Here is a 13647-nt window from a genome sequence, read left to right as displayed (position 1 = left end):
AAACCGATTTGCTTTCAAAAAGAGAAAGAGAGGTTATGAAGCTTCTCCTTGAGGGTAAAAAGAGAAAGGAAATTGCCGAGGAATTGTTTGTTACCGAAAGCACAATAAAAAAACATTCTGCTTCAATCTATAAAAAATTAGAGGTTGAAAACAGAAAGGAGCTTTTGGAAAAGGTTAAAAGCGAAAGAATAAATAAATAGTTTATTATTATGCCGATTGTGAATCGTAAGGTTCATAATCGGCATTTTTTTGTTAAAGGTAGCCCTGTTTTCAGCAAAGGCCCATATAAAAGTAGCCCTAATTTGCCTATTAGTTCAATAGTTTTAATTTAGAAAAAAATATATAATGTAGATAAATAAATTATATAATTATATAAGGAGGAAAATTATGAAAAAAGTATTATCCACCCTGCTGGCATTTGTAATGCTGGCAACAACTCTAATGGCTGTTCCGTTTTCGGCACAGGCAGAGGTAAAGTATCCCGAAGCATCGGGAACGCTTTTGAGCGGTCAAACCTTTACCTACGATTCAACCACCGAAACGCTGACAATTTCGGGCGAGGGTGCTATTACAGGTTATAGTTGGACAGGTGAAAATGTATCGCCGTTCGAATACTGTACCGTAAAGCACATTGTAATTGAAGAGGGCATTACATCTCTGTGCAATTATTTATTCCACTATGTATATGATATTGAAAGCTTTTCCATCCCTGCATCTGTTACAACAATACAAGTTTATGCAATGAGCTATGCTACCTTTGTCGGCGGAGCAGGCAAGGGCATTACCGTTGCCGAGGGCAATGAAAGCTTTTGTGCCGATAACGGTACTCTCTACAACAAGAATAAGACAAAGCTTATAAAATATGTTAATAGCGATGCAACCGAATTTACAGTGCCCGGCACCGTATCATCAATTGAACAGGAAGCGTTTTACAAGGATGTTACTCTTGAAAAGCTTGTTCTTAACGGCACAAATCTTTCTTTGCAAAACTATGCAATAAGAGGTGCAAAAATAAAGAGCCTTGTAATTAACGAGGGTGTTAAAAGCCTTGGCGACTATTGCTCAATTGATTCAGACGTTTGGGCGGATGAAACAATTACTCTCCCTGCTTCGTTAACTGATATCGGCACTCAGTCATTGTTTGGCAATAAAATTCCTATCAAGAATTTTGTTGTAGCTGAGGGCAACACTATATTTTCTGCTATCGACGGCGTTTTGTACAAATACGGCACAACATTGTTCAGCTATCCCGGCGGTAGACCGGACACAAGCTATACCGTTCTCGATGGTACAACAAAAATCGCAGGCTTTGCTTTTACCTACCGTAACAATCTTGAGTCAATAGATTTCCCGGCAAGTGTAAAGAACTTTTCAGGTCGTTGTTTGTGTTATTGTTCAAATTTAACAACAGTCAACATCTGTGCCTTGGACGCTAAATTTCCTGCTACTGATTGCTTCTATGGTATGAACAGCAATGTTGTTTACAATGTTTATGAAAATTCTGTAACACACAAAAATTTGTTGGACTACGGCATTGAAGAATCAAAAATAGCATTTTTGCCGTTATGTGCAGAGCATAGCTATCAACTCACAAAAACCGTTGAGCCTACCTGCTATGCAAAGGGATACGATTTATACACCTGCTCCGTATGCGGCACAACGGAAAACCGCAACGAAACCAATATGGTTGACCACGATTTTGTAACCACCTATAACGAAGACAAAACCATCGAGCATCATCCGTGCAAAAATCATGGCTTTGTTATTGAGGAAACAGAAAATCTTCCCGAGTCGGAGCATGATTATCAAAGCAAAACCGACACATATTTTGAGCTTTCCTATCCCGGTGCAGATACCATTTCCATAACCTTTGACGATCAGTTCAAGACAGAAAAAAATTGGGACTATCTCATGGTTTATGACAGGGACGGAAACGAAATAGCAAAATATACCGGCACTGAACCGGCAGGCCAAACATATACCCTAAACGGCGACTATATTAAGCTTAAATTCCATTCCGACGATTCAGGTAACTATTATGGCTTTAAGATAACAAGAGTTGTTGCCGAAAAGGTAGGCTGTGATGAAGCCGAGCCTGATACCCCGCACACACATAGCTACGGTGACTATGTATCCGACGGCAATGCAACCTGCACCGAAAACGGCACTGAAACTGCAACCTGTGCCTGCGGTGAAACCACAAACAGAACAGAGGAAAACTCTGCACTCGGTCATGATTTTGTTGTAACGACAATCCGTCCTGCTACCTGCGGTGCAGACGGTTACACTGATTACGAATGTACTGTTTGCTCTGCAACCAAGCATGAGGATATTACAGAAAGACCTAACCATCAGCTAAGCGACAAATACGACAGCGAAACAAATTCCGTAATCACCTCCTGTGCAAACAAGGACAGCTTTGCTGTTGAATTTACCGAGAATTTGCCGGAGTCAAAGCACAATTACGAGAATAGCACCTCAGAGGAATATGTATTGGAATATCCCGGTGCAGATACCATTTCCATAACCTTTGACGATCAGTTCAAGACAGAAAAAAATTACGACTATCTCAAGGTTTATGACAGGGACGGAAACGAAATAGCAAAATATGAAGGCACTGAACCGGCAGGCCAAACATATACCCTAAACGGCAACTATATTAAGCTTAATTTCAATTCCGACAGTTCAACCAACTATTACGGCTTTAAAATAACAAAGGTTGCTGCAACATACCCCGGCTGCGGATATGAAACCTCGGCACCTCACACAACTCACAATGTTACAACCTACACAAGCGACAACAACGCAACCTGCACCGGGGACGGCACAAAGACAGGCACCTGCACCATCTGTAATAAGCCTGTAACCGTAACGGACGAAGGCTCAAAGCTCGATCACGACTACGACTTAAGAGCAGGCGAAACTCCAACCTGTACCACCGGCGGACATAATTTGTATCTTTGCTTAAACTGCGGTGAAGACTATAGAGAAGAGCTTGACCCACTCGGTCATGATTTAGTTAAGACAGCAGACGCAGTAAATCCAACCTGCTTCAGTGTTGGCTGGACAGCAGGATATAAATGCTCACGTTGTGATTACGAGGTAAGACAGGAAGAGGTTGCTAAGATTGCCCACACTACAAAGCCAACCGTAACAAAGGCAACCCCAACAGCAGACGGCAAGGTTGTAAACACCTGCACAGTATGCTCAAAGGTTGTTTCCACAACAGTAATACCAAAGGCATCATACATTAAGCTTTCTGCAACATCATACACCTATGACGGCAAGGTTAAAACACCGTCAGTAGTCGTTAAGGACAGCAAGGGTAAGACTCTTGTTAACAATAAAGACTATACAGTATCATACGCAAGCGGCAGAAAGTATGTTGGTCAGTACGCAGTAAAGATTACGTTCAAGGGCAACTACACAGGCACCAACACTGTATACTTTACTATCAAGCCAAAGGCAACAAGCATTTCTTCACCCTCTGCAATTTCGAAGGGATTAACAGCAAAGTGGAAGAAGCAGACAAGCCAAACAACAGGCTATCAGGTACAAATTGCAACCAACAGCAAGTTCACAAAGGGTGTAAAGAGCTACACCGTATCAAAGAACAAGACCGTTTCAAAGAAAATCACAAAGCTCAATGGCAAGAAAAAGTATTATGTAAGAGTTCGCACCTACAAGACAGTTAAGATTAACGGCAAATCAACAAAGATTTACTCATCTTGGAGCAAGGTAAAGGCTGTTACAACGAAGAAATAACAACATATTGTTCAAAAGAAAAGCCTTGGATTTCTCCAAGTTTTAGACTGTCGATAAAGTGGGCTGAAACACGCCATATAAAATAAACAAACCGATTTGAGCCTCTCTTGTGTAAAGGGAGGTGGGTGCGATTTATCGCACTCGGAGGGATTGTAAAAGCGGCTTAGACATCGAATCTAAGCCGCTTTTTAACGCTAAGACCTTCTCAGGTTCAAGTCCTGTCTTATATAAATAATAAAGAGCAGATACCCAAAATGGTATCTGCTCTTTATGGTCGAGGTGACAGGACTTGAACCTGCGGCATCCTGCTCCCAAAGCAGGCACTCTAGCCAAACTGAGTTACACCTCGGTATATGTAAAACTCCCGAAGGAGTGATACGCTTTTTCTTAATGCTATAAAAGTATACTATAATTTATTTTACTTGTCAAGAACTATTTTATTTTTTATTTTTCAAAAAATATATTTACTTATTGGATTTTTGTGGTAAAATATTCTGTGATATATTTTTGGAGTTATTAGTTATGAATTGGGAATTTAATTTGCCTGTTAAGCTTGCTTTCGGCAACAACAGGCACGAGCAGATTTATGATTATATTTGTGAAATCGGGGGAGAGGTTGGCGTACTGGTTTGCTCCCATTCCTTTGCAGGCAACGGCCTCGCAGACAAGCTTGTAAAGCTCTCCGGCGGAAAGATAAAGGCAGTTTTTTCCGACATCAGACCAAACCCCACCACAGACAATGTAAACGCCTGTGTAGATGTTATGCGTAGTATTGGCGCTGATTTTGCTGTTGCGCTTGGCGGTGGTTCTCCTATGGATTGCTGTAAAGCAGCCTGTGCTATTGCAAAGGGTGATGACAAAATTGAGGCATATCACAGCGGCGGTAAAGCAATTTCGGCTGATGAGGCAATACCTATGATTGCCGTAACAACAACCTCGGGTACTGCAAGTGAGGTAACCAACATTTCGGTTTTAACAGATTTGGCAAAAAATCTTAAGCAGCCTATGAATGACCCTGCTATGTATCCTAAAATTGCTGTTATTGACCCTGTGTTAACCCTTACCGTTCCGCCGCAGATTACTGCATCAACCGGTCTTGATGTTTTGTCTCACGCGATAGAAAGCTATTGGGCAACACTAAATCAGCCTATTTGTTCTGCTTGCTCTGTGTATGCGGCAAGGCTTGTTTTTGAATATTTGGAACGTGCGTACAATCATCCGGATGATCTTTTGGCAAGAGAAAAAATGGCAGAGGCATCTATTGTTGCCGGAGTGGCATTCAGTCATCCGAGAACAACAGGCTCTCATGCCTGCTCGTTTCCTCTTACAAATATCTACGGTGTGCCTCACGGCGAGGCGTGCGCGTTTACTCTTGATTACTTTGTAAAATTCAACGCCGAGCACGCAGATGAGGAAGGCAGAATTACTGCATTTGCAAGGGATTGCGGCTTTGATACTCCCGATGCCATGGCCGATGAAATTGCGGCAATGAAAAGTCGAATGGGTATGCGTACCAACCTTTCGCAAATCGGTTGCACAACCGATGAGCAAATTAGGGAGCTTACCCAAAAAAGTATGTCTATGCTTATGAAGCGAAATCCTATTGAATTGACAGAAGAAAATATATATAATATGTATATAAATTTGAGATAAGGAGATTAATTACTTATGGTTAAAATCAGTGATGCTGTAAAGTATGTTGGCGTAAATGATTACAATATAGATTTGTTTGAAGGTCAATATATGCTTGAAAAGGGAATGGCATACAATTCATATGTTATTTTGGACGAGAAGGTTGCCATTATGGACAGCGTTGACAAGATAGCAGTTGACACTTGGCTCAATAATATTGATGAGGCACTTGGTGACAGAATTCCCGATTATATTGTTGTTCATCATCTTGAGCCTGATCACAGCTTCGGTATTCAGGCACTTGCCGATAAGTTCCCTGAAATGAAGATAGTTGTTTCAACCGTTGCTGTCAGAATGCTTCCGCAGTTTTGCGACATTGATGCATCAAGAGTGATTGCCGTAAAGGAAGGCGACACACTTGAGCTTGGTACTCACACACTTACCTTTGTTATGGCTTCAATGGTGCATTGGCCGGAGGTAATGGTTTCATATGAGAGCAGCGAGAAAATTTTGTTCTCTGCCGACGGCTTTGGCAAGTTTGGCACAACTGATGCCGACGAGGCTTGGAATTGTGAGGCAAGAAGATACTACTTTAATATTGTCGGCAAGTACGGCAAGCAGGTTCAGGCACTTCTTAAAAAAGTCTCAGGCCTTGAAATTAAGACAATTTGCCCATTGCACGGACCTGTGCTTACAGATACAATTCCTGAGGTATTGAGTCTTTACAACACATGGTCATCATACGAGCCTGAAAATCAGGGTGTGTTCATTGCCTGTGCTTCTATCCACGGCAACACATGGCAGGCGGCAGAGAAGATGAAGGAAATTCTTGAAGAAAAGGGATGCCCGAGAGTTGCTATTGCCGACCTTACCCGTGATGATATTGCAGAATGTGTGGAGGACGGCTTCCGCCACAGCGTATTGCTTTGTATGGCTTCGTCATATGATGCAGGTGTGTTTACTCCTATGGATGATTATCTTAATCATCTTGAGCATAAGGCTTTCCAGAACAGGACAGTTGCTCTTGTTGAAAATGCGTCTTGGGCTCCGAGTGCTATCAGAGCAATGAAGGCTCATTTTGAAAAGATGGCAAACATCAATATTATTGATAAAACCGTTACAATCAAAACAAGATTTACAGATGTATATGCAGCAGAGCTTGAGGAGCTTGCTGACGAAATTATGAAGCTGTTTTAATTATCTTAATATATAAAAACACCTTGGATGCTTTCGTGTCCAAGGTGTTTTTGTGTTTATTCGGTTTATTCTTCTTTAGCCCTGTCAGTATTGTAATCAACCATTTTTACTTTTTCTTTTTCGTTAATGGTTTCATATTTATCCTGATAGTAGTTTTCAAGCTGTCTGTCATATGTTCCGTCAGGGTGAACGGTGAATACTGTGCATCCACGTTGCAGGCCGTAGCTTTTTATGTCCATGTAAGCAAGGTAATCGATGGTGTATGTATATCCAAGCTGAATACCCTTGTACATCATTGAAAAGCTGTTTGTGTGGTCGTGGCCGAAGAATGCACCCTGTGTTGAGCCGAGCTCAAGCATTTTGTCAAACATACCGTTGTTGTGTTCGCTTGAATATACAACCTTGCCGGTTTCACCAATCAAGCCGTCGACAAGCTGAACATTTTCGGTATCCTTGAAGCCGTTGTCTTTATATTCATTGTAAGCATCCTGAAGCTCTATCAACGGAATATGGCAGAACATCAGAGATTTTGGTGTCTCACCGTTATTTTGCTCGGTAAGGCTTAAAATTTGGTTTTCATACCATTGGATTTGGTTTTCATGTATGCAATCGTATTTCCACAATGCACCAAAATAGTCGCCGTCCGTGTATGAATGAGAGTCTATCATAAAGAAAGCCTGTGTGATTTTGCCTGCGGTATCCTTAACCTTTATTACATAGTTGCCGTATCCGTCAACATCATCAGGACCTTCTTGGAACAGACAATGAGGATATTTGTCCCTGTCACCGTAAACCTTTGAGATGTCGCTTCGGTCAAAGTAGCTGTAAGCCTCGGTGTCGTGATTACCATAGGTAAGGCACCAATAAACCTCCATTTTTTCCATAAGGTTTGCAAAGATTTTTGCGGCGTTTTTGTTGTTAAAGGTTCCTGCCTGGAAGGGAACGGGATAGCCAATATCACCGGTAACGATAACAAGATCCGGCTTTTCGGCACTTACCATTGCCTCAACGGCATTGATAGCCATTGCATCCTTTTTAGTGCTCATAAAGCCTGCTCCGATATGTATGTCGGACAGCTGAACAACCTTTAGGTCGTTATCTGTTGTAAAGGTATAGTAGCCATCCTTTTCATCTATTTCAGGCTTTAGCTGATTTTCATATTCGATAGCCGAAATGGATGCAATCAATTTGTTGCTTGATTTTACGGATGCGATATTCATAGCGGCGATTACTGCGGCAAGAATTGCAATTACAATTACAATTCCCAAGATTACTTTCAAAAAAATGCCCCATTTTTGCTTTGCAGTCTTTTTTACTTTTGTTGTAGCCATATTCTAAAACCCCTTTTGATTATAGCATTAATTTATCTGATTTTTGTGCCTGCAGGCATATCTACAAACACAACCTTAACGTCGTTGTCAGACACGTCACCTGCCAACAGCATACCATTGCTCATTTCACCGCAAAGCTTTGCAGGCTTCAAATTTGCAACAATAATTACCTTTTTGCCGACAAGGTCCTCCGGCTTGTACCACGGAGCAATGCCCGATACAATTTGGCGAGGCTCTGCGGTACCGTCATTTACCATAATTTTGAGTAGCTTTTTTGCTTTTTTTATCGGCTCACATTCTGTAATTTCGGCAACTCTTAATTCAACCTTTGCAAAATCGTCAAAGGTAATTTCTGCAAGACCTTCAATTTCTTTTGGCTTTGCCTTTTCCTCTTCCTTTGCTGCTGCCTCCTGCTTTTGGGCAATTTCCTCAAGCATCTTTTCTGCATCGATTCTTGCAAAAAGCGCCTCTGCCTTACCAACCTTTTCTCCTGATTTGAGTGCCCCAAAGCTTGCAAGTGAATCGTAATTTTTGATGTCACAGTTCATTTGTGCAAAGATTTTTTCGCTTGTTTCAGGCATAAACGGAGAAAGCAGAATTGCAATGTATCTGATTGCTTCAAGTAAATTGTAAAGCACGGTGCCGAGGCGAGGGAGAGATGCCTCATCCTTTGCAAGCGCCCAAGGAGTTGTTTCGTCAATGTATTTGTTTGAACGCTTAGCAAGGTTCAAAACAGCCTCAACTGCATCCGCAACTCTGTATGTTTCAAAGCATTTTTCAACTTTTTTAACGGTGTCGAGAGCAAAGCTCTTCAGCTCGTCATCAACAGGCTGTGCAATAGTTCCGGGTTGAATAACGCCGTCAAAGTATTTGTTTTGCATTGCTATTGTTCTGTTTACAAGGTTGCCAAAGGTGTTTGCAAGGTCAGAGTTGTAGCGTTCAATTATTGTTTCGTATGTGATTGAGCCGTCAGATGCATATGGCATTTCGGACACAAGATAGTATCTTACCGCATCAACACCAAGAAGATTTACAAGGTCATCGGCATAGATAACATTGCCCCTTGATTTGCTCATTTTGTCCTCGCCGAACAAAAGCCAAGGATGACCGAAAACCTGCTTTGGCAACGGCTCACCCAAAGCCATAAGCATAATAGGCCAGTAGATTGTGTGAAAACGCACAATGTCCTTGCCGATAATATGAACATCGGCAGGCCAGTATTTTTTGTATTCATCAGATGAACCGTCAGGATCGTATCCTATGGCTGTGATGTAGTTTGAAAGAGCATCAATCCAAACATAAACAACATGGTTTGGATCAAAGTCAACAGGGATGCCCCACTTAAAGCTTGTTCTTGATACGCAAAGGTCTTGCAAGCCGGGCTTGATAAAGTTGTTGAGCATTTCTTTTTTTCTTGCTTCGGGATAAATAAAGTTTTCGTTTTGCTCAATAAATTCTTCAAGTCGCTTTTGATATTTTGAAAGCTTGAGAAAATACGCTTCTTCCTTTGCAGGCTTTACTTCTCTGCCGCAGTCCGGACATTTTCCGTCAACAAGCTGACTCTCTGTCCAAAAGCTTTCACAAGGGGTGCAGTACATACCCTCATAGTGTCCTTTGTAAATGTCACCTTGCTCGTAAAGCTTTTTGAATATTTTTTGCACAACTCTTTCGTGCTGTTCGTCAGTTGTGCGAATAAAACGGTCATAGCTTGTGTTCAAAAGGTCGCATATGCCACGGATTTCGCCTGACACCTTGTCAACATATTCTTTCGGTGTTATGCCGGCTGTTTTGGCATATTCTTCTATTTTTTGACCGTGTTCGTCTGTGCCTGTGAGCATAAACACATCGTAGCCCTGAAGCCTTTTGTATCTTGCGATTGCATCGGTGAGTACAATTTCATAGCTGTTGCCGATGTGTGGCTTGCGAGAAGTATATGCTATGGCTGTTGTAATGTAAAATTTTCCTTTGTTTGCCATTGTATTATCTCCTGTTTATAAAACTTTAATGCTTGTAACTTTATCTGTTTTAAGGTTTCTTTCATTTGCCCTGCCTGTTACCAAATCAACAGTGATTACTGATGTTATTGTGTGCTTATCAGGGTTTGTAAATACAGCAAAATAAGCATAGTCACCGTTGTTGTTTGGATCGTAGTTAGGGAAGATGTTAATCCATTTTTCAGGATAGTTAGCTTGAAGATTGATAAGTGCCATAGATTCTGATAATTCGTTATCATCTTCAGGAGCATCAGGAAGTTCTATTACTCCGTTTTTAGGCTTTGTTGTATAAGTTGTTGTGCCCTCGTAATGCTTGGTAGTTTTTTCACCTTTTTTTGTGGTTTCGGTAACTTTTTCAGTTACAGCATTGCCTTTTTTATCGGTTACAACTTCACCTTTTTTGTTTGTAACCTTTACATAAGCGGCTGTTGTGGTGATTTTTTTACCGTATATATTTGTAACATAGTAAGGCTTTGCGGGTTTTTCCTTCACCTTTTTTGCTTTTTTGCTCTTTTGAGTAGTTGTTGTGTTTTCTGCGGCAGCAGTTGATGCGTTTGTGCCTTCGGTTGTTACGGTGTTACCGTTTTCATCGGTAACCGTTTGCTCCTGTGATGAGGCAGAAACATATTCTCTGTCGGGCTTTTTGTTGTTCGCAGAGCAGCCTGCAATGCAAGCGGCAATAGATACTGCGAGAGCTAAAGATATTATTGCGGTTGTTTTTCTTTTCATTTTATTCACCTTGAATTATGTATAAATTTAGATTAATGATGCTGCTCCTTTGTCAAGCATAAGGGTAACATCTTTGTGGAATTGCAGTACGGAAGCGGGGCATTGAGGAGTAACGTTGCCGTCAATTAATTGCTTGATTGCTTTTGCCTTGTTTTTGCCGATTGCAATGATAAGGATGCGCTTTGCCTGCATAATTGAGCCAATGCCCATGGTAACGGCGTGGGTAGGTACCTCTTCTATTGAATTAAAAAATCTGGAGTTGTCTTGAATTGTGCTTTCCTTAAGCTTAACAACATGGCTCCATCTTTGGAACGAGTCGGCAGGCTCGTTAAATGCGATATGACCGTTTGAGCCTATGCCAAGCAGCTGAATATCAATTCCTCCGCATTTTTTGATTTTTTCTTCATAAGCCTTACATTCCGCATCCATATCTTCTGCATTGCCGTTAAGGAAATTGATGTTTTCATCCGGAATGTTAATGTGGTTGAAAAGATTTTCATACATAAAGCTGTGATAGCTGTTTTTGTCCTTAACATCAAGGTTGCAGTATTCGTCAAGATTAAAGGTTTTAACCCTTGAAAAGTCAACTGCACCCTCGTTGTAAAGCTTAATCATATGGGCATAGGGCTTGAGGGGAGTAGAGCCTGTTGCAAGTCCTAATACACTGTCGGGCTTTTGCAAAACCTGACCGCACATATAGTATCCTGCGGCAATTCCTATTTGTTCTTCTGTGTCAAATGTAAGTACGTTCATTTTATATATCTCCCTTTGTTTGATTTTTATGTTTATTTATCCGTTGGATAATACAAAATATTGCTGAAAAAATAAGTGCGCCGGTGATAATCCCCACTGTGTCAAGCATCCAATCCGTTAGCTGACAGCTTCGCCCGTCAACAAATATTTGGTGAATTTCGTCTGTCGCGGCATAGAGTGACGCAATGACAACACCAAGATACATTTTGTTAAAGGAAAGGTAAACCGAACAGGTTGTTAAAAATCCTAAGCCTGCGAACTCAATGAAATGTGCTGTCTTTCGCACCATATGATTTGTGATAGCTTCTGTGTGTAAAAGCCTTTGCAAAAGCAGGGTGACAGCGGAGCTTTGGCCCGATGATTGAACGGCAGGCTGTGATGAAAAATAGAATATCGCCGCCATACAAAGCACGGTCAGTATCCAAAGCATGATGCATAGAATTCTGTTATGCTTATTCTCTGGTTGCATTTACAAAGCTCACCCTTCCCGTTCCCGGATGGAATTGAATACCCTTTACACCCTTTGCCGATGCATAAAAGCTTTCTTCATATACAACAGGGCAGACGGTGTAGCTTGCAAGGATAGTCTTTTCAGCTTGCTTAAGAATATTTGCTGTTGCCGAAAGAGTGCCTTGTGCTTGCGCATTGTTGATTAGACTTGTTGCCTTGTCGGAGTTAAACTCAACATTCCTGTCGCCGATAACACTGCTTAAAAAAGCAGATGCATTGTTGCTTGTTGCTCTAAACGGTAAAAATGCAATGTCATATGTATTTGTGCTGATTGCATTTCTTATGTCCGCCTCGTACATAGTCTCAACCTTCAACGTAAGATTTACAGCATTGCCATTGCTGTCCGTTAAATATGAGCCGAGACCTGCCTGAATACCCTGCAAAAGAATTTTCACTGTGGTTTCCATATAATCAGGGGTGATGACAGTTATGCTGATGTCTGTTGTGTCAAGAATGTCTAACGCCTTTTTCCAGTCGGCAATGCTTTTATCCTGATTTTGAGGCTCAACCGTAGCTCCCATCGCCTTGACTGCATTGTTGCCGTTGATGACGCAGGAGGACGGAATAAGGTTTTGAGCAGGGGACAGGTAATCTGCATTAAAGTCCGATGACCTGCTGAAGCCTTCGCAAAAAGCCTTGCGCATTGTTTTTGATTGGAGCGCTTCGTCATTTGGATTGAGTATAAACGCCCAGGTTGTGTCCTGGTATGATGTATATGTAACACCGCTGTTCTTATCAATGCCATTGCTGTCATGACCGCTGATGAAGGCGGCATCGTAGTATCCGCTTTGGAGCTTTGTCAGAATATCGTTTGACTCGGTCTTGCTGTCGGCAATTTTAAGAGTGAGCTCCTTTGCCTCGGTAGGTGAAGGACCTGTGTATCTGTCATTTGCCTTTAGAAGATATGATGCCTCAAGAATTTGGCTGACATAGAATTGACCGTTGAATAGGGTGTACCTGCCCTCTAAACCGTATCTGCCCTTTGTGGCATTAAAGAACTCCTCATTGCACGGCATAGCAACAGCCGATGCAAGCGTTTGCATAAATGTGTCGTCCCTGCGCTCAAGGGTAATGGTTAGGGTGTAATTGTCGCTTGCAACAGCACCGAGCTGTGATACAGGCATAGCACCCGAATGTATCTTGCTTGCATTTTTTATGCATGATACTGATGAAAACATAGGGCAATCCGTAACAGGATTTACAGCTCTGCGCAGAGCAAATACAAAATCGTTTGCTGTAATGTCGGGATTAAATTCTCTGCCAAGCATTTTAAGGCGCTTGTCCTTAAATTCACCCTTGTTGTCGCCGGAGGTGTATTTTTCAGTGTTTATATCCCATTTCATCCCCGGCCTGATGTGGAAGGTATATGTCAAGCCGTCACTGCTAACCTCCCATTTGTCAGCCATACCCGGCTTGATTTCGCCGTCGTCGTTAATTCTTATTAATCCCTCAAAGGTATTTTCTATAATTAAATATTCGTCCGATGTTGCTGCAACCTGTGGGTCATAGCTGTTAACATTTGCGGAAAAGGGATAGATAAAATCTATTGTTTTTTCCTTGCCGCCGCAGCCTGAAAGCAGGCTTACCAAAAGCAACGCAGACATAAATATGGATAAGAATTTTTTCATTATAATATATGTATCCTCAAAAATAGTATATATATTATAACAAACAAATTACCTATTTTCAATACATAATTATTGACAGTTTTTGAATTTTGTTATTGGTGAAAATAG

The 13647-nt window shown here is 41.4% G+C and carries 10 protein-coding genes and 1 tRNA gene; 4 read left to right on the top strand and 7 right to left on the bottom strand.

What is annotated here, in order from left to right:
* The first annotated feature begins 8 nt into the window (after positions 1–8).
* Entirely contained in the window at positions 9–200 is a 192-nt protein-coding gene (locus Q0P34_RS00490; protein ID WP_294951414.1) for a LuxR C-terminal-related transcriptional regulator, read from the top strand.
* A 187-nt stretch (positions 201–387) separates the two neighbouring features.
* Entirely contained in the window at positions 388–3765 is a 3378-nt protein-coding gene (locus Q0P34_RS00485) for a leucine-rich repeat protein (protein WP_294951412.1), read from the top strand.
* A gap of 271 nt (positions 3766–4036) precedes the next feature.
* On the opposite strand, the gene Q0P34_RS00480 is transcribed toward Q0P34_RS00485, so the two are convergent.
* Positions 4037–4114 (bottom strand) — tRNA-Pro (locus Q0P34_RS00480).
* A gap of 173 nt (positions 4115–4287) precedes the next feature.
* On the opposite strand from Q0P34_RS00480, the gene Q0P34_RS00475 reads away from it, so the two are divergent.
* Together Q0P34_RS00475 and Q0P34_RS00470 are read left to right on the top strand one after the other, a co-directional pair.
* Positions 4288–5418: an iron-containing alcohol dehydrogenase family protein gene (locus tag Q0P34_RS00475; protein WP_294951410.1), complete on the top strand. Its 1131-nt coding sequence runs from the start codon at positions 4288–4290 to the stop codon at positions 5416–5418.
* Positions 5419–5433: 15 nt separating this feature from the next.
* Positions 5434–6594, top strand: a complete 1161-nt coding sequence (locus tag Q0P34_RS00470) for an FprA family A-type flavoprotein (protein ID WP_294951408.1) — start codon at positions 5434–5436, stop codon at positions 6592–6594.
* Between the two features lie 65 nt (positions 6595–6659).
* Here the strand turns inward: Q0P34_RS00470 and Q0P34_RS00465 are convergent, their stop codons facing one another.
* The 6 genes from Q0P34_RS00465 to Q0P34_RS00440 are packed head-to-tail and all read right to left on the bottom strand — an operon-like array spanning position 6660 to position 13539.
* Complete coding sequence (locus tag Q0P34_RS00465; RefSeq protein ID WP_294951406.1) at positions 6660–7925, bottom strand: metallophosphoesterase; 1266 nt, start codon at positions 7923–7925, stop codon at positions 6660–6662.
* Between the two features lie 32 nt (positions 7926–7957).
* Complete coding sequence (gene metG, locus Q0P34_RS00460) at positions 7958–9901, bottom strand: methionine--tRNA ligase (RefSeq protein WP_294951405.1); 1944 nt, start codon at positions 9899–9901, stop codon at positions 7958–7960.
* 15 nt (positions 9902–9916) lie between these two features.
* Complete coding sequence (locus Q0P34_RS00455; protein WP_294951403.1) at positions 9917–10648, bottom strand: hypothetical protein; 732 nt, start codon at positions 10646–10648, stop codon at positions 9917–9919.
* Between the two features lie 27 nt (positions 10649–10675).
* Complete coding sequence (gene nagB / locus Q0P34_RS00450) at positions 10676–11401, bottom strand: glucosamine-6-phosphate deaminase (protein WP_294951401.1); 726 nt, start codon at positions 11399–11401, stop codon at positions 10676–10678.
* A 1-nt stretch (position 11402) separates the two neighbouring features.
* Positions 11403–11870 carry a VanZ family protein gene (locus Q0P34_RS00445; RefSeq protein WP_294951399.1) on the bottom strand — a complete coding sequence of 156 codons (468 nt, stop codon included), beginning with the start codon at positions 11868–11870 and terminating at the stop codon, positions 11403–11405.
* Positions 11854–13539 (bottom strand): ABC transporter substrate-binding protein, encoded by a 1686-nt coding sequence (locus Q0P34_RS00440; protein ID WP_294951397.1) that lies wholly within the window; start codon positions 13537–13539, stop codon positions 11854–11856. Before Q0P34_RS00440 ends, Q0P34_RS00445 begins: the two co-directional genes overlap by 17 nt.
* Positions 13540–13647 lie beyond the last annotated feature (108 nt).

It is taken from the genome of uncultured Eubacterium sp., assembly GCF_945980375.1.
Lineage (GTDB): Bacteria > Bacillota > Clostridia > Oscillospirales > Acutalibacteraceae > Eubacterium_R.
This window is presented reverse-complemented; position numbering and strand designations above follow the sequence as displayed.